Annotated in this window: 16 protein-coding genes; 6 read left to right on the forward strand and 10 right to left on the reverse strand. The window is 69.8% G+C overall.

Features of this window, described 5'->3' with window-relative positions:
* The first annotated feature begins 83 nt into the window (after positions 1-83).
* From KV203_RS06580 to KV203_RS06590, 3 genes are all read left to right on the forward strand, one after another.
* Complete coding sequence (locus tag KV203_RS06580; RefSeq protein WP_066468919.1) at positions 84-3,098, forward strand: bifunctional [glutamine synthetase] adenylyltransferase/[glutamine synthetase]-adenylyl-L-tyrosine phosphorylase; 3,015 nt, start codon at positions 84-86, stop codon at positions 3,096-3,098.
* Positions 3,099-3,127: 29 nt separating this feature from the next.
* Positions 3,128-4,114: a phosphotriesterase family protein gene (locus KV203_RS06585; protein ID WP_066468918.1), complete on the forward strand. Its 987-nt coding sequence runs from the start codon at positions 3,128-3,130 to the stop codon at positions 4,112-4,114.
* 99 nt (positions 4,115-4,213) lie between these two features.
* Complete coding sequence (locus tag KV203_RS06590; RefSeq protein ID WP_066469194.1) at positions 4,214-5,581, forward strand: WS/DGAT/MGAT family O-acyltransferase; 1,368 nt, start codon at positions 4,214-4,216, stop codon at positions 5,579-5,581.
* A gap of 20 nt (positions 5,582-5,601) precedes the next feature.
* Here the strand turns inward: KV203_RS06590 and KV203_RS06595 are convergent, their stop codons facing one another.
* The 4 genes from KV203_RS06595 to KV203_RS06610 all read right to left on the reverse strand — a co-directional run bounded on the left by KV203_RS06595 (position 5,602) and on the right by KV203_RS06610 (position 8,116).
* Positions 5,602-6,432: an alpha/beta hydrolase gene (locus tag KV203_RS06595; RefSeq protein WP_066468917.1), complete on the reverse strand. Its 831-nt coding sequence runs from the start codon at positions 6,430-6,432 to the stop codon at positions 5,602-5,604.
* A gap of 56 nt (positions 6,433-6,488) precedes the next feature.
* A complete protein-coding gene (locus tag KV203_RS06600) occupies positions 6,489-6,884 on the reverse strand; it encodes a DUF5313 domain-containing protein (protein WP_066468916.1) in 396 nt (131 codons plus the stop codon).
* An 18-nt stretch (positions 6,885-6,902) separates the two neighbouring features.
* Positions 6,903-7,469 (reverse strand): hypothetical protein, encoded by a 567-nt coding sequence (locus KV203_RS06605; protein WP_066468914.1) that lies wholly within the window; start codon positions 7,467-7,469, stop codon positions 6,903-6,905.
* A gap of 152 nt (positions 7,470-7,621) precedes the next feature.
* Positions 7,622-8,116, reverse strand: coding sequence for an SRPBCC family protein (locus KV203_RS06610; RefSeq protein ID WP_066468912.1), 495 nt, complete (start codon positions 8,114-8,116; stop codon positions 7,622-7,624).
* 58 nt (positions 8,117-8,174) lie between these two features.
* Here KV203_RS06610 and KV203_RS06615 point away from each other — a divergent pair, with 58 nt between their 5' ends.
* Entirely contained in the window at positions 8,175-9,185 is a 1,011-nt protein-coding gene (locus KV203_RS06615; RefSeq protein WP_246600635.1) for an LLM class flavin-dependent oxidoreductase, read from the forward strand.
* Here KV203_RS06615 and KV203_RS06620 read toward each other — a convergent pair.
* The 6 genes from KV203_RS06620 to KV203_RS06645 all read right to left on the reverse strand — a co-directional run bounded on the left by KV203_RS06620 (position 9,182) and on the right by KV203_RS06645 (position 14,645).
* Positions 9,182-10,033, reverse strand: a complete 852-nt coding sequence (locus tag KV203_RS06620) for a heme ABC transporter ATP-binding protein (protein WP_083529935.1) — start codon at positions 10,031-10,033, stop codon at positions 9,182-9,184. The genes KV203_RS06615 and KV203_RS06620 overlap by 4 nt on opposite strands.
* Positions 10,030-11,085, reverse strand: a complete 1,056-nt coding sequence (locus KV203_RS06625; RefSeq protein WP_066468905.1) for a FecCD family ABC transporter permease — start codon at positions 11,083-11,085, stop codon at positions 10,030-10,032. Before KV203_RS06625 ends, KV203_RS06620 begins: the two co-directional genes overlap by 4 nt.
* Positions 11,086-11,098: 13 nt before the next feature.
* Positions 11,099-12,127: a heme/hemin ABC transporter substrate-binding protein gene (locus KV203_RS06630; RefSeq protein WP_066468903.1), complete on the reverse strand. Its 1,029-nt coding sequence runs from the start codon at positions 12,125-12,127 to the stop codon at positions 11,099-11,101.
* Entirely contained in the window at positions 12,124-12,780 is a 657-nt protein-coding gene (locus KV203_RS06635; protein WP_066468899.1) for a biliverdin-producing heme oxygenase, read from the reverse strand. The genes KV203_RS06630 and KV203_RS06635 overlap by 4 nt, the downstream gene beginning before the upstream one ends.
* A gap of 17 nt (positions 12,781-12,797) precedes the next feature.
* A complete protein-coding gene (locus KV203_RS06640) occupies positions 12,798-13,343 on the reverse strand; it encodes an MTB12 C-terminal domain-containing protein (RefSeq protein ID WP_066468897.1) in 546 nt (181 codons plus the stop codon).
* 120 nt (positions 13,344-13,463) lie between these two features.
* Entirely contained in the window at positions 13,464-14,645 is a 1,182-nt protein-coding gene (locus KV203_RS06645; protein ID WP_066468895.1) for a hypothetical protein, read from the reverse strand.
* Between the two features lie 205 nt (positions 14,646-14,850).
* On the opposite strand from KV203_RS06645, the gene KV203_RS06650 reads away from it, so the two are divergent.
* Positions 14,851-18,210, forward strand: coding sequence for a hypothetical protein (locus tag KV203_RS06650; RefSeq protein ID WP_157079750.1), 3,360 nt, complete (start codon positions 14,851-14,853; stop codon positions 18,208-18,210).
* Complete coding sequence (locus KV203_RS06655) at positions 18,207-22,871, forward strand: DEAD/DEAH box helicase (RefSeq protein WP_066468890.1); 4,665 nt, start codon at positions 18,207-18,209, stop codon at positions 22,869-22,871. The genes KV203_RS06650 and KV203_RS06655 overlap by 4 nt, the downstream gene beginning before the upstream one ends.
* Positions 22,872-22,884: the final 13 nt, after the last annotated feature.

A 22,884-nucleotide genomic window follows, 5' to 3' on the forward strand; every position in this document is an offset into this window, starting at 1 on the left:
ATCCGTGACCGACTCGGTATCCGACCGGTCACGAGCCGTGCGGAGTGTCGATCCGGAATGCGCTCGGGCGCTAGGTTGGTCGTATGGTTCGTCCTCCTACCGCGCGATCGACTGTTCCGGGAGCCGGTCGGCTGGGGCTGGTCGAGCCGGGCGCTGCGGCGGACCTGCGGACGCTCGGCTGGGACACCCCGGACAGCGTGCCGGTCCTCTGGGCGTTGTCGCGCGCGGCGAACCCCGACCTGGCGCTGAAGACACTGGTTCGGTTGCACGGCGAACTCGGCAGCGGCTGGGCCGAACTCGCCGTCGAGCTACGCACGAACACCTCGCTGCGCGGCCGGCTGTTCGGCGTGATCGGCGCGTCCAGCGCGCTGGCCGACCACATCGTCGCGCATCCGCAGACCTGGCAGCTGTTGCGTCAGGGGTCGCTGCCGGATGCGGCGCAGCTACGCACGACGCTGCTCGACGCGGTGGGCGCGGTACCGGAGACCGGACCGCACGCCGGGCCGTTGGTCTATCGGGCGGCCCTGACCGCGCCGGCGGCGATCCCGCCGCTTCGCACGGCCTATCGAGATCAGCTGCTGCTGGTGGCCGCGCTGGACCTGGCCGCCACCGTGGAGAACGAGCCGGTGCTGCCCTACCCGGTGGTCGGTGCGCACCTGTCCGATCTGGCCGACGCCGCGCTCACCGCTGCGCTGTCGGTCGCGATCGCGACGGCCAGCCCGAAGGGCCCGATGCCGGTCGCGCTGGCGGTGATCGCGATGGGCAAGTGCGGTGGCCGCGAGCTGAACTACGTCAGCGATGTCGACGTGGTGTTCGTCGCCGAGCCGGCCACGCCGATCGCGGCCCGGATCGCCGGTGAGCTGATGCGGGTAGGTTCGGCCGCGTTCTTCGAGGTGGACGCGGCGTTGCGGCCGGAGGGTAAGCGCGGCGAGCTGGTCCGCACGCTGGATTCGCATGTCGCGTACTACAAGCGGTGGGCAAAGACCTGGGAGTTCCAGGCGCTGCTGAAGGCGCGGCCGATGACCGGCGACCTGGAGCTGGGGGAGCGCTACCGGGCGGCGGTGATGCCGATGGTCTGGACCGCATCCGAGCGCGCCGACTTCGTCCCGGAGGTGCAGACGATGCGCCGCCGGGTGGAGGACAACGTGCCTGCCGAGCTGCGCGACCGCGAGCTGAAGCTGGGCCACGGGAGTCTGCGCGACGTCGAGTTCGCGGTGCAGCTGCTGCAGCTGGTACACGGTCGGGCGGACGACGCGCTGCACGTCGCGAGCACCCTGGATGCGCTGGCCGCGTTGGCCGCCGGCGGTTATGTCGGCCGGGACGACGCGGCGAACCTGCGCGCGTCCTACGAGTTCCTGCGGTTGCTGGAGCACCGGCTGCAGCTGCAGAAGCTGCGCCGCACCCATACCCTGCCGGCGGCCGACGACGAAGAGGGCCTGCGCTGGCTGGCGCGCGCCGCGCACATGCGCCCGGACGGCCGCAACGACGCGCTGGGGGTGCTGCTGGCCGAGATCAAGCGCAACACGCACCGAATCCGTCGCCTGCACTCGAAGCTGTTCTACCGGCCGTTGCTGGAGTCGGTGGCCCGGTTGGATTCCGACACGCTGCGGCTGAGCCCGGAAGCGGCGATCCGGCAGCTGGCCGCACTCGGCTACGTGAACCCGCGCAACGCGCTCAACCACCTGGAGGCGCTGACCGGGGGAGTGTCCCGACGCGGCCGGATCCAGGCGTTGCTGCTGCCCACCCTGCTCGACTATCTCGGCGACACGCTGGACCCGGACGCCGGTCTGCTGGCCTACCGGCGGCTGTCCGAGGCGATGGCGAACGAGGACTGGTTCCTGCGGGCACTGCGCGACGAGGGGGCGATCGCCCAGCGGCTGATGCTGCTGTTGGGGTCGTCGGCCTACCTGCCGGATCTGCTGATCAACGCGCCGGACGTGATCCGGCTGCTCGCCGACGGCCCGGACGGCCCGCTGCTGGTGGCATCGCAACCGGTCGACGTCGCCCGCGGCATCGTGTCGTCCTCGGCCCGGTATACCGATCCGAAGCGGGCGGTGGCGGCGGCCCGCTCGCTACGCCGCTACGAGTTGGCCCGGATCGCGTCGGCAGATGTGCTCGGGCTGCTCGATGTGCGGCAGGTGTGTCGGGCGTTGTCGTCGGTGTGGGCGGCGGTGCTCGGCGCGGCCCTGGCCGCGGTGATCCGAGGGACCGAAGCAGAGCGCGGCGGCCCGGCGCCGGCCCGCTTCGCCGTGATCGGGATGGGTCGGCTCGGTGGGCACGAACTGGGCTACGGCTCGGACGCGGACGTGTTGTTCGTCTGCGACCCGAAGCCGGGAGCGGACGAGACCGACGCGGTGAAGTGGGCCAACACCGTCGCCGGGCGGGTCCAGAAGCTGCTCGGTGCGCCCAGCACCGACCCGCCGTTGCAGGTCGACGCGGGGTTGCGACCGGAAGGACGCAACGGTCCGCTGGTCCGCACGCTCGCCGCCTACGGCGCGTACTACGAGCAGTGGGCGCAGCCGTGGGAGACGCAGGCGTTGCTGCGGGCGCACCAGATGGCCGGTGACGAGGCACTGGGGATCGATTTCCTGCACCTGGTGGACCCGGTGCGGTACCCCGCCGACGGGGTGTCGCCGGAGGCGGTGCGCGAGATCCGCCGGATCAAGGCGCGGGTGGATTCGGAGCGGCTGCCGCGTGGCGCGGACCCGGCATCGCACACCAAGCTGGGTCGGGGCGGACTGGCGGACGTGGAGTGGACCGTGCAGCTGGTGCAGCTGCGGCATGCCGGGCAGGTGCCGAGTCTGCGCAACACCTCGACCCTGGAGACGCTGGACTCGATCGAGGCGGCCGAGCTGCTGTCGGCGGCCGACGTCGAGCTGCTGCGGGACGCATGGATCACCGCGACCGATGCGCGTAACGCTCTGGTGCTGGTACGCGGCAAGCCGACCGATCAGCTCCCGGGCCCCGGCCGCGAACTGGCCAAGGTGGCGCGGGTGGCCGGCTGGCCGCCCGGGGACGCCGGGGAGTTCCTCGACCACTATCGCCGGGTGACCCGCCGCGCTCGCGCTGTCGTGGAGCGGGTATTCGTCGGGAACTGATCGAGTCGGGAACTGATCGAAAGGACGCCATGTCAGCCGATACCGTCGATACGGTGCGCGGTCCGGTCGAGCTCGACCGGCTCGGGCCCACCCTGATGCACGAGCACGTGTTCGTGACCACCCCGGACGTGCAGGCGAACTACGGCTCGGACTGGTGGGACGAGGAGGAGCGGGTCGCCGATGCGATCGCCAAGCTCACCGCGTTGAAACAGGCCGGGATCGACACGATCGTCGACCCGACCGTGATCGGCCTCGGCCGCTATCTGCCTCGGGTGCAGCGGGTGAACGCGGCGGTGGAGCTGAATATCGTGGTGGCGACCGGGCTCTATACCTTCGACCAGATCCCGCACTTCTTTCACTACCGGGGTCCCGGCACGGTCCTCGACGGCCCGGACCCGATGATCGAACTGTTCGTCCGGGACATCGAGGCGGGCATCCCCGGCACCGGGGTACGCGCCGGGCTGCTCAAATGCGTGGTCGAGGAACGCGGCCTGACGCCGGATCAGACCCGGGTGCAGAACGCGATCTGCGCTGCGCACGAGCAGACCGGTGCACCGATCACCGTGCACACCAACGCCGAACACCAGACCGGGCGGCTCGCGCTGGACTTCTATCGGGAACGCGGGGTCGACCTGACGAAGGTGGTGGTCGGGCACGCCGGCGACAGCAACGACCAGGACTACCTGCGTTGGATCATGGACCAGGGCGCGACGATCGGCTGCGATCGGTTCGGCCTCGACCTGTTCAACTCCACCGAGCAGCGGGTGGCGACGATCGCGGCGCTGTGCGCCCAGGGCTACGCCGACCGGATCGTGCTCAGCCACGACGCGTCCTGCTACATGGACTTCTTCTCCGGTGAGCAGACCCAGGCGCTACTGGCCGCGGCGATGCCGAACTGGAACTACCTGCACATCTCCCAGGACGTGCTGCCCGCGTTGCGCGCACAGGGCGTGACCGACGAGCAGATCACCACCATGCTGGTGGACAACCCGCGGCGGTACTTCACGCCCCGGTGATGTCCCGTGCAACGTCGACGTCCGGACTTCGCCGGCGCCTGTCGTGTATCAGTGCGCGCTCGCCCTCGGATGGCGATCGTCGACTCGAAAGGCCTTCTCATGAGACTCATTCCACCTACCGACTACATGTTCTTGTCCGTCGAACGCGGCGACCAGCCGATGCACGTCGGGGGACTGCAGTTGCTGACTCCGCCGCCGGACGCCGGAGCGGATTTTGCCCGCCGGCTGCGCGACAGTTGGGCCTCGACCACCGACGTCGCGCCGGCGTTTCGCCGGCGCCCGGCCGCTACCAGCGCCTTTTCGCCGTTGCGGTTTTTCTGGGACGAGCTGGACGAGGTCGATCTCGACTACCACGTGCGGCTCCGTGGGTTGCCTCGGCCGGGCCGGGTCCGCGACCTGCTCGAGGTCGTCTCGCACTGGCACAGCGTTCCGCTCGACCGGCACTACCCGCTGTGGGAGATGTATGTGGTGGAGGGGCTCGAAGACGGCCGCGTCGCGGTTTTCACGAAGTTCCACCACGCGTTGTTCGACGGCGTCTCGGCGTTGTTGCTGTTGCAGGAATCGCTCTCGCCGGATCCCGACGCGCGCGACCTGCCGGCCTTCTTCGCGGCACGCGAACGCACGGCGCGGTCGACGTCCGGCCGGCTCGACCTGGTCAAATCGACGGTCGACCTTACCGCTGATGTGATCGGTGCGGTACCGAAGTTCGGCCGGCTCCTCACCCAGGTCGTACGTGATCCCGGGCGTGCGCGTCCGCTCGCCGCGCCCCGGATGATCTTCAACGACCAGATCGGGCCGGCGCGCCGGTTCGCGGCCCAGTCCTACGGGATCGAGCGGGTCAAGAACGCCGCACATGGGTTGGGCTGCACCGTGAACGACATCGTGCTCGCGATGTGCAGCGGCGCACTGCGACGCTACCTGCTGGAACTCGATGCGTTACCCGACGAGTCGCTGGTCGCCTTCGTGCCGGTCTCGGTGCGGTCGAAATCCGACACCGAGGGCGGCGGAAACGCGGTCGGCGCGGCTCTGGCGGTTCTCGGCACCCAGTACCCGGACGTCGAATCGAGATTGTCGACGATCACGACGTCGATGGGCCAGGCCAAGGACGTTCTGGCGGAGCTCGACAAGACGCAGATCCTCGCTTTGTCGGCGGCGATGATGAGCCCGCTGTATGCGACGTCGAGTGTCGAAGGACTCTCGCAGGTCCTGCCGCCCACTGCGAACGTCACCATCTCCAACGTGCCCGGACCCCGAGAAACGTTGTACTACAACGGGGCCCGACTGGACGGCTTCTACCCGGCATCGGTCGTGATGGACCGTATCGCGCTGAACATCACCGTGATCGGTAACAACGACAGCCTGGAGTTCGGGATCACCGGTTCCCGCGAGGTGGCTCCCCGCTTGCAGCGATTGTTGGCCTATCTCGACGATGCACTCGGCGAACTCGAGGTGGCCGCGGGTCGGTGACCGCGCGGTACCGCCGATCGTCACCCCGAGTGTGCGTCCAGCCAGCTCACCGTGTCGTTGAGCACCTGTGCCCGTTCCGGCTCGTTGAACACCTCGTGGTAGAGCCCGGGGTAACGGGTGAAGGTGAAGTCGGTCGAGCCGATCTTGGTGGCGACGAGTTCGGCACCGGAGATGTCGGCCAACCGGTCGGCGGTGCCGTGCAGCACCAGCATCGGCACGTCGATCCGGGGGAGCCGTTCGCCGACCAGCTCGGTGATCCGGAGGATCTCCGCGCCGGTGCGGACCGGCAGTTTGCCCCGGAAGTTCAGCGGATCGGTGTCGTAATCCCGGACGACGGCCGGGTCGCGGCTGATCATCGACGAATCAAGTTTGAGCACACCGAGATTCGGTGTAACCCGGGTCAGTACACCGGACGCGGCGCGCAGCATCGGGTTCACCACCGGCACCTCCAGCGGCGGCGCGGACAGCACCACTCCGGCCAGCGGTGCCGGATCGCGGGTGAGGTAGTACAGAGTGGTCAGCGCGCCCATGCTGTGCGCGATCAAGAACAGCGCCAGCCCGGGTTGCTCGCTGCGGGCGACGGCGGTCATCTCACCGAGATCGTCGGCGAGCCCGTCCAGCGATTCGATGTTGGCCGGTTTCCCGGCTGAGCGGCCGTGTCCGTGGTGGTCGTGGGCGTACACCGCATAACCGGCATCGGTCAGGGTCTGGGCGACATGGCCGTAGCGGCCGCTGTGCTCGGCCACGCCGTGGACGAGCACCACGACCGCCTTCGCCGGGGTATCGGGCAGCCAAGCCCGCCAGTGGATCGGACCGGCGAAACCGGCGAACTCGCCCTCACGCGTCTGCATGTCGACGAGTCTATTTCCTCGCACTGATCCGAAGCAGAACGATCGCGTTGTTCGGCTCAGGTTCGCGGCCCGTACCGTCGAGCGTAGGACTCGTGCTGGGCGACGTCGCGTTCGCGCAGCGACCGGTCGAGCAGTTCGGGGTCGAGCCCGTGCTGGGCCAGCCGATGTCGCCGATACACCCGATTCAACGCGATCGCGAAATAGACGAACGGAATCAGGATCGGCAGTGTCATGGTCATGTGGACCAGCGGGGTGGTCGGGATCAGCAGCAGCGGAGCCAGGACGAGGACGCACGGTAGCGTCCACCGCAGCACCATCCGTCGGGCCGAGCCGGGGCCGATCAGGTCGTCGCGCACCCAGGTTTGCATCGAGTTCGGCAACCGTCGCCCGTACCAGTAGCCGACTTTCTGCCACAGGGTCGGCGTAGTCGGGGCGGTGTTCATTTGGGCCATGGTTCGAGGGTCTCATGTTCAGGCCGGCCCGATCCGCTCGGAATCGTGGATCAGCAGCCGATTGTCCTGCTCGATCACCCGTACCCACCGTTGCTCGGTGTCGGTCAGCCCGGCTTTGGTGACGTAGCGCAGCGTCAGCTCGACCGTCGTACGGTCGCGCGGGGTTGCGGCGAGTACCGCGACCGAGGCGACCGACGCCCAGAATTCGTCGAAGGCAGCCCGGCCGGTCCGGTCCTGGTAGTACTCGTCGTAGTCGGCCCAGGCTGCGGTCGCGTCGGCCGGAAGTTTGCCGTAATAGTCCCGGACGAAGGTTTCCGGATCGGTGCCGGTTGCGGCCGATGTGCGAGGCCGGCCCGGATCGAGACTGCCGGTGGCCGACAGGTGTGGGCTGGTCACCTCGCCGCCGGCCGCGTGTGGCGGCGTCGGCCGCGGTGGATCGGTGGTGAGCACCGCGAGCACGGCCACCACCGCGGTCGTCCCGGCGCCGAGGAGGAGCATGCGACGCCGCGGGCGTTTCGGGAGATCGGGGAGCAGCCCGCTGGGCGGGCTGTACCCGTCCGGCACCGGAAACAGCGGGTCGTGCATGTAGCGAACATAACCCGAAGCAGTAGCATCGCATGTTTCTTCCGGTCTTGCCGTATCATCCACACCCGGACTTCGGCCGCAAGCGGCTCATCTCTTCGTTTCGGCCGGTTTCGGTCGGGTCGAGTGCGGCGCTCGCGTGGGCGGGGCCGGGCTCAGGACTGCTCGATCAGCGCCTTGATGCCGGCGAGGTTGGCCCGGATACCCTGCTCCCATTCGACGAGCCGGTTGGCGATGATCCGGCCTTCCTTCTCCGGCATCGCAGCGATCGCGATACTCAGCCCGGACGGTCCCGGGCCCAGTCGACCCCACTGCCGCAAGGTCGTCCCGGTCCGGCCCGGGTCGACCTCGAAACCCCACGATGCCGCGACCTGATCGTCCATGATCACCTGCCAGACCCAGCGGCGGTTCGGTTCGATCTCGGCCACCCGACAATCGGTGTGCCAGGTGCCGAGCGCGGGATGCCGGTTGTGCCCGCGGAACCGGGCGCCGACGTCGACCCGCTCGGCCCCGTCCAACCACTCGACCCGGTACAGCTCGGTGGAGAACTCGACCGGCAGCGTGATGTCGGTGACCAGGGCCCAGACCTGGGTCGGATCGGCGTCGATCCGCTCGGACACCTCGATGGTCGGGCAGTCGCGGTACCGCATCGCGCCTCCTGGTAGATCGGACACACCTGTCCCGGCTCTGCGCGATACCGTAGCCGTCGTGCGTGTCGGAGTAATGGTCGAACCGAGATTGCCGGGGGCGGTGGAGTTCGCCCAGGAAGCCGAGCGGATCGGCGTGGCGTCGTTGTGGGTTCCGGAGGTGTGGGGCTACGACGCGCTGACCGGCCTCGCCTACCTGGCCGCGCGGACCTCGAGCATCGGCCTCGGCACGTTCGTCGTCCAGCTCGGCTCGCGGTCGCCGGCGCTGCTGGCCACCTCGGCGCTGAGCCTGCAGGAACTCTCCGGTGGACGGTTCACGCTCGGTATCGGGGTGTCCGGCCCGCGGGTGATGGAGGGCTGGCACGGGGTGCGATTCCGCAAGCCGGTGCAGACCACCCGGGAGACCATCGAGATCGTCCGGACCGTCAGCCGCGGGGAGCGGCTCCAGCATGACGGCGAGATCTACCCGCTTCCGCTGCCGGACAGCGCCGGCACGGCGTTGCGCCCGCTGGTGGCGCCGCGGCCGGTGCCGGTCTACGTGGCCGCCATGGGGCCGGCGAACCTGCGGCTGACCGGCGAGGCGGCCGACGGATGGTTGGGCAACGCGTTCCTGCCGGAGCTGGCCGAGGTGTTCTTGGGGCCGCTCCGGGACGGCGCCGAGCGCGCCGGTCGCTCGCCGGCGGAGCTGGATCTGGTTGCGCCGGTGGCGGTGGAGATCACCGACGATGCCGACGAGGCGGCGCGTCGGCATGCCGCCGGCTACGCCTTCACGATCGGCGCGATGGGGGTGGGAAAGGTCAACTTCTACAACGAGGCCTTCACCCGATTGGGTTTCGGCGAGGCGATCGATCGAGTGGCCGAGCTGTGGCAGGCGGGCGAGCAGGATCAGGCGAAGGCGCAGGTGCCGATCGAGCTGGGCCGGCTGACGAACCTGCTCGGCACGCCGGCCGAGATCGGTGCGCGCGTCTCGGCCTACCGAGAAGCCGGTATCACGACGTTGCTGGCCAAGCTGGACGGACCGTACGAGCAGCAGCTGGACACGCTGCGACAGTTGCTCGCCGTCGTGGGCTAGCCGGCGGGGCTGTTTTCCGCAGGGGGTCGCCGACGTCGGGGTGCGATGCCGACCTGCCCACCGATCGCCGTCACGTCGATGGCCAGACCGAACACCTCGGACAGGATCGGTGCGGTCAGGGTGTCGGCGACGGTCCCACCGGCCCGGACCACCCCGTCGGCCAGAATCGTCACCCGATCGGCGAACGCGGCAGCCAGATTCAGGTCGTGGATCACCAGGACGACCGCACATCCGGCACCGGCTCGGGCCCGCACGATCGCCATCACGTCTTCTTGATGCTTCAGGTCGAGCGCGGCGGTCGGCTCGTCGAGCAGCAGGATGGGGGTGCGCTGGGCCAGCACCCGGGCCAACGCGACCCGGGCCCGCTCGCCTCCGGACAGGGCCGCGAAGCGGCGGTCGGCCATCCGGCTCACGTCGCATTCGGCCAGCGCGTCCCGGACGGCGACGTCGTCGTCGCGTCGACGCGGAGTGTGTTGCCACGGCGAGCGACCCATCCGGACCACTTCTTCGCAGGTGAAGCCGAAACCTGCGGTGTGGGATTGCGGCAGCACCGCACGTAGCCGCGCCTGCATGGTCGGCGACCAGGTGGGCAGCGGCTGTCCGGCGAGGCCGACCGCCCCCGCGTCCGGGTGCGCGGTCCCGGCGAGAGCGGCGAGCAGGGTGGACTTGCCGGCGCCGTTCGGGCCGACGAGCGCGAGCACCTCGCCGAACCGCACCTCCAGGTCCACCTCGTGCAGGGTCGGGCGAACGGCGCCGGGCAGTCGCAGGGTCAGCCGGTCGGCACGCATTGCCGGCCGATCGCGCGGGGGCTCCGGAATTTCGCCCCGGTGCCGCCGCAGCTGCCTCATGCCCAGCCGCCGGACTGCAGCCGTTCGCGCCGCAGCAGATAGAGGAAGAACGGCCCGCCGGCCAGCGAGGTCAGGATGCCGATGGGCAGATCGGCGTTCGTGACCAGGGTTCGGGCCCCCAGGTCGGCCACCACCAGCAGCAGGGCGCCGGCCAAGATGCTGGCCAGCACCAACACCCGATGTCCGGGACCGACCAGCAGGCGCATCAGATGCGGAATCACCAGGCCGACGAACAGGATGATGCCGGCGAAGGCGACCGCGGCCGCGGTGAGCAACGCGACGAGCACGATCGCGACCAGACGCAGTCGCTCGACGTCCACCCCGAGGTGGCGAGCCGGTGCTTCACCGAGTGCGAGCAGGTCGAGTCGGCGGACCAACAGCATCGTGGCGCCGATGCCGACCAGCACCATCGGCGCCACGATGGACACCGCACTCCAGGTTGCCCGGTTGAGGCTGCCCAACTGCCAGAACACGATCTCGTCGCGGGCGATCGGGGAGGCCACGAAGGTCAGATAGGCGATGAGTCCGCCGGCGACCGCATTGATCGCGATGCCGGTCAACACCAGGGTGACCACTTCGGTGCGGCCGCCTGATCGCGACAGTGCGTAGACGACGCCGGTCGCGAGCAGGCCGGCCACGAACGCGCCCGCCGAGACTGCCAGCTCGCTGACCGCAACCCCGCCGACCACGATCACGGCGGCCGCGCCGGCTGCGGCCCCGGCGGAGACACCGATCACCCCGGGTTCGGCGAGTGGATTGGCGAACACGCCCTGGAGCACGGCGCCGGCACAGGCCAGTGCGGCACCGACCAGGAGCGCCAGCGCGACCCGGGGAAAGCGCACCTGCCAGAGCGTTGCGTCGCCCATCGGCTGCTCCGGCATCGGGCCGATCGGAATGGCGAAATGGTGCAGAAAACTGCCGAGCACCTGCAGCGGTGGGATGGCGAACTGACCGATGCCGGCGGCCAGGACACAGGTTGCCAGCAACCCGACGGCGAGCGTGGGGAGCACCACGCCGGCCCGGGCCCGGGCCCGGACTGCCGGTGCGCTCATCGTCGGCGAGACCTCACGGCAGCTGATAGAGGGCCCGGGCCAGCGCGATCAGCACCGCTCCGGTGCGGGGCCCGAAGCTCAGCAGGACGCCGTCGTCCATGTCGACCACCCGGCGATTCTGCCCCGCCGGAGTCTGCGCGATTCCCGGCACCCGTTCCAGACCCTCGACTCCGCCGAGCGAGGCCAGGCCGCCGGTCATCATCAGCAGCACGTCGGGTGCCGCGGTGATCAACGATTCGGTGGTGACCGGGGTGAAAGCTGCGGTCAGGCCGGCCGCGGTCCCGGCATCGACCCCGCCGAGTTCCCGGATCAGGGTGTCGGCGCCGGAGCCGGGACCGCCGAGGATCACCAGGCCGGTGCCGCGCGCGTAGAGGAACGCGATCTTCGGCGGTGTCCGGTCCGCGGGAACCATCGCCGCACCTTGCCGGATCTCGGCCGCGGTCCGATCGGCCAGCGCCGTGCCGAGCGGCGGTACCCCGAGCGCGGCAGCGACGGCCCGGATCTGCGTGGCGGCGTTGTCGATCGACCGAGTCGGGTCGAACGACACCACCGGTACGCCGGCCCCCTCGATCTGCTCGAACGCTGTCGCCGGTTCGATCGAGCTGTCGGTCAACACCACCGTCGGCCGCAGTTGCAACACCGATTCCGCATTGACCTGGTTGCCACCGGACGTGACAACCGGGATGTGCTCGGCGGCCGGAAACGAGGTGGCGATGTCCCGGCCGATCAGGTTCCTGCCCAGGCCGAGCGCGAAGACCGTCGTGCCGAACGTCCCGTAGCGATCGATCGCGACGATCCGGCTCACGTCGCGCACGGTGACGTCGCTGCCGTCGGCGGACCGGACGGTGACCGGCAAGGTGGGCTGCGGATCGGTCGAGATGGGCGGCGGGTCGTCGCTCGGTAGTACGGCGGTCACCGCCCCGGCCCCGGTCGGCTCGGCCCCGGTCGAGCCCGACCCGGTCGCCGAGCAGGCAACCGTGCTTGCGCCCAGCAGCGCGCAGATCACCAGGACGATCTTGCTTACGGTGCGTGCCGGGCTCATGGGGTGTGCCGGCCGAACGCCGCGCCGAGCTCGTCGAAGACGGCCCGATTGAACGCGTAGGCGTCGTTGACCTCGGCGATGAACAGTGCCTCCGCGGCCGGCGCCAGGTCCAGCGCATCGAGTGCGGCGCGGTAGCTGTCCTTGAACGGCTTCAACTTCGGGATGTCGGCGAAGGTATAGAAGCGGACGCCTTCGTCGGTGTAACCGTAGGCCCGACGGAGCATGCTCTTGATGATCTGGCCGCCCGAGAGGTCGCCGAGGTAACGGATGTAGTGGTGCGCGATGAAGATCCGCGGGTCACCGTCGGCAACCTGCTCGATCCGGTCCCGGTATCGCCGCGTGGCGGGTAGTTCGTCGATCCGTGCCTCCCAGGTGGGCCCGGTGAGAAACCGGAGGTCCGCGGCGAGGTGCGGTGCCCGGATCAGCGCCGACGTGTGGACCCGGTCGACGACGCTGCCGGCCAGGTCGGCAGTCCGCCGCTCCAGGGTCTCGTAGATCAGGTGGTTCTGCCCGAGCATCGCGGCATACGCCGAGGCAGCCAGCTTGCCGGCCAGGAGGTTACCGACGAACTCGGACTCCTCGGCGTCGCGGTGCGCGGCCCCGGTGGCCGTGGCGAGGCGCTCGGTGAAGCGCTCGGCTGCGTTCGGGGTCATGGTGGCCGGGCCGGCGGTTACCGGCCGGCTCCCGGCGCGCCGCCCTGGCCCATGGCCAACAGCTGCTGCGCGGACGCGGCGGCGAGTCGCCAGCTGCCGTCCTGGTACACCAGGTCCATCGGCACGGTGACCGGTGCCGGAGCGTGCGGGCTCGCGATGGCGACCTGTGCGGTGGCCGTGTCGCCCTGGGTCGAGGTGCCCGTGACCGTCACGACGTCGGGGGTGTACCCGCCTTGACTTGCGCCCTGGGCGAACTGATCCCAGAGGCCGGCGTCCGCGTCGGTGGCACCCGCGACGTGGGTGACCTTCACCGTGCCCGGAACGGCCGGGTCGAACAGATCGCGGACCGTTTGCTGCGCGACATCGTCGGTCAGTGGCATCGCGGCCACGGCCGATGTGCTTTCGGCGCCGGCCGCCGCGGTGGACGGGGTAGTCGAGCTGGCGTGGTGGGTCGTCGAGCTGGTCTCGCCGGACGAGCTGCTGCTGTCGTCGCTGCTGCACGCGGCACCGAACGTCAGGATGGCGGCACCGGCGACGGCTGCGGTGATGACCCGGATGTGCATTGGACTCCCTCGTATCTGTGAGGCAAGCCTAACGAACGAGGTTCGCGATCGACGACCCGGGTAGCTTGCTCGGTTGAACCGCGGAGTTGGACGAAGCGCGGAGTTGGACGAAGCGCGGAGTCATACCTGCGTACAGAATTCCTCGGCCGGTTCGAAGACCGAATCTTCGATGCCGATCAGCGCGTCGACGAATTCCTGCGCGACCTCCAACGGGGCGTGTGCCGAGAGCTGCTGCTCGGTGACATCCGCCGCGGGCGCGTCGAGCCGGGCACCGGCAAGCAAGGTATCGGCGTGTTTGACCACCTTGGTCGCGACCCGGCGTTGCCACGCGGTCAGCGGTTCGGCGAAGTCGAAGACGACCGCGACCAGCGAGCGGTCGTGCTGTTCGCGGACCGTGATCGTGCTCCCGTTCGTCGTCGTGCCGGATTGGACGGTGTCGGCCGGGACGACCACGTCGGCCACCGTGGTCGGCACGGCGATCCCGCGGGCGGGTACCGACTCCGGACTGCCGTTCAGCTCCGCTTCGGTCAGCTCGAAGGCTTTGCGGGCCCGCAGCGTCACCTTGGCCGATACCGGCGACGCGGTGAGTACGGCTCGAGCGCAGGTGGTCAGTCCGCGACGGTCCAGGTGGTCGATCGCCGGGAGGTACTTCTCGCTCATCGAGGGCGACAGCTGGCCGATCCGCGTGCTGTCGAGCCGGACCTCGACGACCCGCCGGCCGGATCTGCTCGAGCCGATCTCGACGGAATGCAGCGAGACCAGCAGCGATGCGGTGCCGTTGGTCGCCGGATAACGGCGCAGCACCTCGAAGTGGTCGGCCGTGCGGAGCACCTGCACGGTGTCTCCGGGCGGGATCAGGGTGTGCTCGTCCGCCGGCGGATCGTTCAGCGGCACCATCGTGTGCGGATCGCCGACGCCGAGCCGGATCTGGGTGCGGACGCGGCGGATCGGATTGCCGAGCTCGTCCCACTCGTTGCTCTCGGTCGACCAGATCCGCGCGGCCACCGTGGGTAGGTAGCCGAGTCCGATCAGGCCGAGGAGGGGCGGCTGGTATCGGGGCGCGTCCGCGCGCGGCAGGCAGCCGACCGGTTCGCCCTCGAACCGAACCGACACCGTGCACGGGTCGAGCTCGTTGTCCGGTTCGGGCACCAATTCGACCGTTCGAGTCACCTCGCCGCCACCGGGATCGAAATCGTCACCCAACATGCGCAGGATCGCGTCGGTGTGGAAGTCGGTAGCGGTGACGGTTTGCCCGGCCCACCCGTAACCGAGGGTCCACAGTGGGTATGCGGCCGACGTCATGTCGATCTCCTCGTCTTGCAGCGCACTCGGTTGGCGGCAATCGGTTGGGGCCGGAGAAAACCCTAGGTGAGTTGTCGGACGCGCAGCAAGCGAGTCGCCGCCGGTCGAGTGTCGATTGTCGTTCATCCGAATGATTGTCGACGGAACGGCCGACACGGCGGCGGCTGCTGCCTTATCGTGCGCGTTCGAGGCGGGAGGGGTCCGGTTGGCCGACGGTGCGACGTTGAAGCTCTGGCTGAGCGACGAAGAATTTCGGCTCGGCCGACTCTTCGATCGGCACGAGCTGGTGGTCCAGGCGAATCTGAGCGAAGCCGAGCTGCGGCGCTGTCAGCGCTTCTACGGTCGCGGCGTCGACGGGCTGCGCCGGGTGGGCTATTCGCCCGCCGACATCATCAAGAAGTATCCGGCGCTGACCCTCGCCGTCCTGGTCGGGCATGCCGGACTGGCGTACGACCAGGGCCGCTACTGGGAGGACTTCTGGACCGAGCTGGGCGTCCCGGCCGACCCCGTATTCGAGAACGCGCTCCGGACGCACCTGGGGAACTTGCTCCGGCGTTTCCGGTTGACCGAGTTTCCGGATCTGTCCCGCAACTACATTCGCCTGATGGCGATGCACGCCGGCGTTCCGGTGCATTGCGTCGGCGATCTGGTGCGGGTGGTCGAGCAGCATCTGCTGGACGGCCGTGAACGGTCGGCGGGTGGGCTCGTCACCTGGCTCACCGCCCCGGGCAAGGAGCATCGGCTGACCGAGCTCGATGTCCCCGTGCGCAACTTCATCACCCACGGTGGCGAGTTCGCGCTCGACGTGCTCGATCGGATCCTGGAGTTCGCCGACCACGTCGTCGACCATCCGGACACCTGGGACGACTACGAGCTGGCGACCGAGACCACCGGTCTGCCGACGATCCTGCTCGACGCGCTGATCGAGGAGCTGCGGACACACCCGATCGGCTCGGACCGCACCCGGGTCGGTGAGCCACGCCGACGGAAGCCGCGACTGCGCTGCGCCGTCGACACCGGCGAGCTGCGCTTGGAGTTGCCGTATCCACTCGACGGGGCCACCGAGCCGTGGCAGCTGTCGTTCGACGGCGACATTCGCCAGGTCTGGCCGGAGCCGGGCTGGGGGGTCGACGACGATCGGCACCCGCCGACGGTGGTCGGGGTCGACGCGCCGGTCCGTGAGATCGTCGTCGAGCATCGGGCCGGCGGGATCGCGACCGTGGTTCCGGTGGTGGACAAGGCCGACCCGCTGCTGCTGTTCACCGTCGACGGCCAGCGCCTCACCGGGACCGCGGCATTGCCACACGAGGTGGTGGCGCTGTATCCGAGCGATGCGACGCTGCACGATTCGGTCGGCGGTGAGCCGGTGACGCCGGTGCTGACACCGACCGAGCCGGTGGGCTGGCGCGGCTGGCGGATCGGGCGGTTCGATCTTGCGGATCGACAGTCGCTGCAGCTGATCCGCGATGGGCGGCGCCCCGGCGTGCTGCGTGGGGTGCGGATTACCGCGGCCGCTGCGCTGGAGCTACCGGAACCGGTTGCCGGCATCCGCACGGTGCGTGGCCTGCCGGTCCACGCCGCCCGGCCGACCGTCGTGCTCCCCGCGCATCCGGCCGAGTGGCGGGTGCTGGTCCGGCCGGCCGGTACGGCGAGTTGGTGGATCGACGAGACCTGGACCGCCGAAACCGAGGAGACCGAGCTCGACCCGTTCGACGGACAGCCGCCCGGTCTGCTCGGCCTGTTCGAGATTGCGGTGGTCGGGCCGTCCGGTCCCGGCCTGCGGCAGACCGTCTTCCTCGCCGAAGGCCTCCAGCTCCGGTTCGATCGGCCGTTCCGGTGGCCGGTCGCCGGTGGGCTGCTGCCGGTGACGGCGACGGTGGCGATCCCGGCACCGTTACGCGTCGATACCGGCAGCATGGATTTCGCGGCGACCGATCGGGCGTTGGCCCTGCAGGTCGCCGGCCGGGACCAGCAGTTCCGGTTGCTCGTCGACCCGCCGGCGATCGAGGTGCGGCTGACCGAGCATCGCCGACCCGCGCAATGGCGAACCAGCGCCCCGGTCGTGCCGCCGGCCGCGTTGGAGGCGCACGCCGTCTTCGCGATTCGGGTGCCCGGCCAAGTCCGGGTGCGGTTTGCGGTAATGGTCGCCGACCGGGTACTGCACACGGTCGATCCGGATCAGGCCGAAGGGGTGTTCCAGGCGTCGACGCGAGCGTTCGTCGACTGCGTGCGGGCCGTCGGGGACTGCCGGATCGTCGCCAACATCACCGCGTTCGACGGCGCGTCGGTCCGGGTCACCTTGGCCACCGTTCGCGCCGAGCAGTTGTGCCGATCGATCGCGCTCGACGGCGCCGAGCTGGTTTTCACCGGCCTGGCCGACCGGGACGATCTGGCGGTGCACCTGTGGCTGGTCACGGCGCCGTGGGCGGGTGCGCGCACCGTCGAGATCACCGGTCCGCGGGTGCCGCTGCCGGCCGACGTCGTCGACGCCGGACCACTGCTGGCCCAGGTGTTCGTCGATGATCCGTGGGTCTCGGTGGCCGCGCCGACCGAACCGGGGCCGAGCGCGGTGCGGTTGGCCCAGCCGGGCTGGTTCGCCGGTCCGGACGGCGATCGAGAACAGTTGTCCCGCTTCCTCGCCGGGGACGGGCCGGCGCCGGCCGACGCGATCCCGGAGGTCTGGGCGGCGTTGCTCCGGACCCCGGATGCGACCGGCCAGGTGCCGGACGGGCTCGTGCAGCTGCTGCATCGCGACCCCCGATCGGCGCTGGAAACCCTCGGCGACAGCGCGACCTCGGTCGACGAGCTCGCGGCCGCGGTGATCCGGACCGGCCTGGCCGAACGCAGCTTCGCCGCGGACTTCACCCTCAACGAGCTGCACCACAATCCGTGGGTCGGCTGCATGGTCGAGATGGCGGATCTACCGTCGCTCTACCGACGGCGCGACCAGGTCGCTGCCGAACGCGCCGATACGCTCGCCTACCTGGCCGACAAGGGCGGCGACCTGCTGCTCGAGGTCCTGCGGGTGGGCAAGGCGCGCGAGCTGCACCAGGGAATATTCGATGCGCAGGTGGTTGCGCTGGATCGGCTGCCGCACGCGCAGATCGACGCGCTGGTATCGCAGCTGCGGCTGGTGCCCGGGGCCTATCTGGATCTGGACACCCGGGTGATCGCCAACCTGGAGGCATTCGGTCGGCGCGCCGACTGGGTGCGTACGGGCTGGTCGGGCGACTTCGCGGCCGCGACGGCCGGCGCGCTGGGCGATATCCGCGGCGCCGACCGACGGTGCTACGACGTGATCCGGGCACGCAACGAAGTGCTCGCCGGCGTCGACCCGGGTGAGTACCCGTGGACGTTGTTGTCGGTGCAATCGGCAACACTCGCCATGTCGGCCCGGTTGCGGGCGCACGGCATCATCCGGCATCCGCCGCTGCCGGCCGAGCTGACCGAACCGTGGAACTGTATGGCCGAAGTCGCGCCGCGGCTGGTCCTGACCGATCTACTCATCGCGGAGGCGTTCGTGACCCACGTGCAGCACGGTGACCTGACCGGCGCCGACCGATGACCGGGCGGCTCGATCCGCTGGTGGCGGCGCGGCAGATCGAGGCGTCCTACAAGCGCTATCTGAAAACCCTGCTCGCGCCTCGGGACCCGGCGATGGCCGCGGCGTTCGACGGGGTGGTCGACGAGACCACCGCGCTGGTCAAAGGCCCGTTGTTGGAGCTGACTCCGCCGTACGAGCCCAGCTGTTCGGTTCGCGGCCTGGTCGAGGACGGGGTACTGCATCCACGGATGCTGGAGATCGGCGCTGCGGTCGATCGCCCGCTGTACCGGCACCAGGAACAGGCCATTCGCAAGGTCGTCGCCGGGCGGAACCTGGTGGTCAGTACCGGCACCGGCTCGGGCAAGACCGAAAGCTTTCTCTATCCGATCCTGGACTCCTTGCTCCGGGAGTCGGCGGCCGGCACCCTCGGCCCAGGGGTGCGGGCGCTGCTGCTGTATCCGATGAATGCGCTGGCCAACGACCAGCTGGCCCGCTTGCGCGAGGTCCTGGCGCCGCTGCCGGAGATCACCTTCGGCCGGTACACCGGGGAGACCAAGGAGCGCACCCGCGATGCCGAGGCGCTGTTCCGGCAGACCCATCGGGACCTCTCGCCGCTGCCCAACGAAATGATCAGCCGCGATCAGATGCGGGCAGCGCCGCCACACCTGTTGCTGACCAACTACGCGATGCTGGAATACCTGCTGCTGCGTCCGGCCGACATCGATCTGTTCGACGGTCCCTATGCCGGTACCTGGCGGTTCATCGCGCTCGACGAGGCGCATGTCTACGACGGCGCGCAGGGGTCGGAGGTGGCCCTGCTGTTGCGTCGGCTGCGGCAACGGGTCGCGCCGCAGGCCCGGCTGCGGTGCATCGCGACCTCGGCGTCGCTCGACGGTGACCCGGCCGAGGCGATGACGTTCGCCTCGAACCTGTTCGACGCGCCCTTCGAGTTCGATCCGGCCGACCCGGCCCGCCAGGACCTGGTGCAGGCGACCCGACAGCAGCGGCGCACCGCGTCGAGCTGGCGGATGACCGATGCCGAGCTGCGTCGCTGGTCGGCGCCCGATGCGTCGCTGAACGAGCTGGCGGCCCGCTCGCCGGTGGGGGATCCGGCGGATGCGTTACACCGGGAGGAGCTGACCGGGGAGCTGGAGGCGGCGCTGGCCGCCGATGGTCCGAAGGACGTCCGGGAACTGCAGCGACGGTTGTGGCCGGACGATCCGGCCGGTGCGAGCGAGCTGCTGGAGGCGCTGGTCGCGCTGGGCAGCCGGGTCGCCGACAGTGCGGGCAATCCGGTGTTGTCCGCGCGGTATCACCTGTTCGTGCGGGCGACCGAGGGCGCGTTCGTCAGCTTCACCGACCGCGGGCCGCGGGTGCGGCTGGCCCGGCACGAGCGCGACCCCGAGACCGGACGCGCGGTCTTCGAGTTCGGCACCTGTCAGCGTTGCGGCGCCGTGCATCTGGCCGGTGAGGTGCACAGCAACCGGGGCACCCGACGCTTTTTGCCGGCCACCAAGGAAGGCGCTCGGTTGCGGTGGCTGGTTCTTGCCGGCTCGCCCGGTGGCGATGAACGGCAGGCCGAGGAGGTGCTGGCCGACGAAGACGAGGAGATCCTCGGCGGCGGCTCCACGAAGGCGGCGCCGCAGACCCGGCTGTTGTGCACCGGCTGCGGGTATCTGGGCGACACCCGACTCGCCGGCTGCCCGGCCCGGGACTGTCCGGGCGGGCAGATGTTGCGCGTCCGCGAGCACAAGGGCGCCACCAGCGTGATGAGCAGCTGCACCGAGTGCGGTGCCCGCGCCCGGCAGGTGATCCGCCAGCTGCGGACCGACGGCAACGCCGCCCCGGCGGTGATCACCACCGCGCTGTACCAGCAGCTGCCGCCGGCCGACGACGAGACCGCCGAGCAGGTGGGCGACGGCCGCAAGCTGCTGATGTTCTCCGACTCCCGGCAAGCGGCGGCGTTCGCGGCGCCGTACCTGGATCGCACCTACGGCCGGGCGCTCGAGCGCCGCTATCTGGTGCTGGCGCTGCAGGATCCGAAATACGCCGACGACGCCGGACTCACGGTGGACGACTTGGCGGTCGTCGCGCTGCGCAAGGCCACCGACGCCCAACACTTTCCGCCGAACACCGGCCGGGTGGTCAAGCAGAAGGCGGCCGCCGAGTGGGTGGTCGGGGAGCTGATCGCGCTGGATCAGCGGCAGTCGCTGGAGGGACTGGGGCTGCTGCGGGTCGCGCTCGACCGGGCCGGCGCCCCGCCGCTGCCGCGGGCGTTCGGTCAGCTCGGCCTGACCGTCGACGAGACCTGGGACCTGCTCGACGAGCTGGCCCGATCGGCGCGGTTGCAGGGGGCGCTCACGCTGCTCGACGAGGTCGACATCACCGCCGAACGATTCGAGCCGCGCAACGTGCGGGTGCGGATCCGCTCCCGTGAGTCCGATCGGGTCAAGAAGGTGCTCAGCTGGTTGCCGAGCGGGCGTCCGGGTACCACGAACAACCGAATCCGGTTCGTGACGAAGGTGCTTCGCGCGCTCGATGCGTCGGTCCCGGCGGACAAGGTGCTCGACGAGTGCTGGAAGTACTTGCTGGCCGCCGGGTATCTGGTGACCGCCGCGGACAAGTTCGTCGGCGATGTGTACCAGCTCGACCACAGCCGGCTGCAGGTATCCGACGGCCGCGGCAGCGCTTGGTTCCGGTGTGACACGTGTCGGCGGCTGGGCGCGTTCGATGTGCGCGGCGCCTGCCCGAACAGCGCCTGCGCCGGCACGCTGCGCAGCTACGAGGTGCCGGCGCCCGAGGTCGACGAGCATCATTACCGTACCTTGTACGAGTCGCTGGAACTCGCGCCGCTCGCGGCGAAAGAGCATACTGCGCAATGGCAGTCGACCGAGGCAGCCAAGGTGCAGCGGGAGTTCGTCGACGGCCGGATCAACGTGTTGTCCTGCTCGACGACCTTCGAGCTCGGCGTCGATGTCGGCGCGTTGCAGTCGGTGGTGCTGCGCAACATGCCGCCGAAGACGGCGAACTACGTCCAACGCGCCGGTCGCGCCGGGCGGCGGGCCGCGTCGGCGGCGCTGGTACTCACCTACGCCAAGCGGAGCTCGCACGATCTGGCGAAGTTCGCCCACCCGCACGCGATGATCGCCGGGCAGATGCGCATTCCCTGGGTGCCGATCGAGAACGAGCGGATCGGGCGGCGGCACGCGCACTCGGTCGCGCTCGCCGCCTACTTCCGGTACTGCTGGCAGGCCGACGGGCAGATGTGGAAGACGGCCGGCGAGTTCTTCCGGACCGCCGACGGCGGGTCCGACTCGCCGGCCTCGCGGGTGGGGCAGTTTCTGACCCCGGTTCCCGACGACGTCGCCGCCGCGGTACGGGCGGTACTTCCGGTGGCGATCCAGGCCGAGATCGGGATCGACACCGGCGCCTGGGTCGGCAAACTCGCTGAGCTGCTGCGCAAGGCGCAGGTGGACATCGGCGAGGACGTCGCGCTGTTCCGAGAGCTGCGGGATCAGGCGAAGGACGCAAACAACTTCCGGCTTGCGGAACGAATTCAGCGCACCCTGAACACGATCGAGGGACGGCAGCTGTTCGGCTATCTGGCCAACAAGAACATCCTGCCCAAGTACGGATTCCCGGTGGACACGGTCGAGCTGCGCACCGCGCACTGTCCGGAGCCGATCGGGGCCAGCCTCGATCTGGCCCGGGACCTGAGTCAGGCGATCTACGACTATGCCCCGGGTAACCAGATAGTGGCCGGTGGGAAGGTGTGGACTTCGCGCGGGCTGCATCGCTTGCCCGACCACGCACTGGAGACCCTGGAGTACCAGGTGTGCAGTACCTGCAAGCGCTTCGAGTGCGATCATCAGCTCGATCCGGGTTCGATCTGTCCGTCCTGCGAGGAGCCGTTCGGTCCGGTCGCGACGATGGTGGTGCCCGAGTTCGGTTTCGTCGCGGAACGGCAAGCAGGTGAGGTCGGAACCGTTCCACCGCAAAGGATGTGGAACGGTGCCAGCTACGTCGAGAAGGTCGGCGACGAGGTGTTCGTCGCGCAGTGGCCCTCGGCCGGGCGGCCGACGGTGACCGTTCGGGCCGGCGCGCGCGCGACGCTGGCGGTGGTGTCCGACGGGCGCGGCGGCGGATTCGAGCTGTGCGACTGGTGTGGTTGGGCGGCGCCGATCGGCTCCGGGCCACCGGTCCGCCAGCACGATCAGCCGCAGACCGGCCGGCCGTGCAGCGGGCCGAAGACGCGAGTGTCGCTCGCCCACCGCTACCAGACCGACGTCGCCGAGTTCACCTTCGACGAGATCGTCTACCACCGCGACGCCGAAGCGCAATGGTTGTCGACGCTCTACGCCCTGCTGGAAGGGGCGTCGGAGAGCCTGGAGATCAGTCGCGACGACATCGACGGTGCGCTGTCGTGGAGCGCGGCCGGACGGCGCAGCATCGTGCTGTTCGACACGGTGCCGGCCGGCGCGGGTGCGGCCAAGCAGATCGCACAGCATCTACCACTGGTTCTGCGGGCGGCGCTCGACCGGATGAACGAATGCGAGTGCGGCGCCGAGACCTCGTGCTACGGCTGTCTGCGCAGCTACCGCAACGCGTTCAGCCACGATCAGCTCAGCCGGGCGGCCGCGCTGACGCTGCTGAATCAGCTGGATCGGGTCGCCGTGGGATAGCCGGATCGGGTCG

This window comes from Skermania piniformis (assembly GCF_019285775.1).
GTDB classification, from domain to species: domain Bacteria; phylum Actinomycetota; class Actinomycetes; order Mycobacteriales; family Mycobacteriaceae; genus Skermania; species Skermania pinensis.